1 protein-coding gene and 1 pseudogene are annotated in these 1,318 nt (G+C 44.1%); both read right to left on the bottom strand.

Annotation, left to right across the window (positions count from 1 at the left end; genetic code table 11):
* On the bottom strand, positions 1-921 hold a 921-nt coding region (locus tag BP896_RS09765), incomplete at its 3' end, for a M1 family metallopeptidase (RefSeq protein WP_291767942.1).
* A 112-nt stretch (positions 922-1,033) separates the two neighbouring features.
* Positions 1,034-1,318: pseudogene (locus BP896_RS09760) on the bottom strand (fumarate hydratase); the annotation flags it as partial.

Genomic DNA, 1,318 nt, shown 5'->3' with positions numbered 1-1,318 from the left:
CAAACCATCAGAAGAAAAATCCTCCCTACCCCTACACGGCCACTCATCATACGGGCACTCCTCCCTTTTAGTATGCAGTGTAGTATCAGTTAATATGGTTACTGTAGTGTTCTCCATGCCACCGTATATGAATTCATGAACAGCCACCTGCTTATAAACAGGATACGGGTACTGGACACCAGTGTACTCACTGAAGAATTTAATAGCATCACAAGTGGCTGCAAAGGTTACTTGAGGATCCCCATACCTGCCCTTAGGCCAGTAGTACTCCAGCTTAACCCCATTGCAGTCTGATTCAAGCTTATCAAACTCACCTGCGGCGAAGGCTATTAGGTAGGGGGAGTGTGGGTAATCGAAGATCCAGCGCCATGTGGTTCTATCATTAAGGTCCTTAACGCTCATTAAGACGCCGTTTGAGACCGCTACCATGCCCTTTGGGACCGTTATCTCTAATTCCGTTGGGAATTTTATATTAGGGTTATCGGGTAATGGTAGCCAGTACCTATTATCCTCACTCTCACCCTGAGTCCAAACCATTTGCGCTGTGTTACCTTTCTCCTTGCTGGGCCTTATGAAGTAGGCGCCCTTCCTGGGCTTAGCCTCGTAAATAACCTCAATGATTGTGTTTTGAGATGCCTCAAGGGGTGGGTTGAAGTATAGCCTTAGTATTGAGCCATCGTAATCCCTCTGGTGGCTAGTGGATAATATGTACATCTCCTCTGCATTTAACTCAATGTAACTAAGCCGCCTCCTTGGTATAACCTCGTAAATAACCCTACCCCTAAGCCTGCCCTCACTAATGAAGACCTCTAACTGAGCTATTAAACGCCTAATCATGTATGGGTATGATTCAGGAAACCTTGGCTTGTAGTCTGGGAATGCGAAATCCCTACCAATAAGGTACTTCCCATTAACGAACATTATTAAAACCCCTAGGTTAGTGTATTTAAGTAATCCCAATCATGTTAATGGCTCTTCCTTCACTCTTAAAGACAATAATCTTAATGCGGTTAGGTGCATGAGGTTTCAGAATTCATGATTTAATGGGGAAGCCAGGTTTAATTAATTTCTCTAAGCTAAGAATATCATTAATCTGCTCATCAGTGTACCCTAATTCCCTTAACGCTTCCCTTATTGATAATCCGCGTGTTAGCCTCCTACCGATTTCAGTGGCTTTATCATACCCAATTACAGGGGAAATCACAGTTATTAATGATGGGCTACTCTCAGCGTACTTCCTCATCTTATCCACATTAGGGACCATACCCTTCACCACAAGGTCAGTGAACTTGCTTAAGGCCTCGGAGAGTAGAGACAC

Source organism: Caldivirga sp. UBA161 (assembly GCF_002506515.1).
Taxonomy (GTDB): Archaea; Thermoproteota; Thermoprotei; order Thermoproteales; family Thermocladiaceae; genus Caldivirga.
Note: the sequence above shows the minus strand (reverse complement) of the source record. Positions and strands in the feature narration are given on the sequence as shown.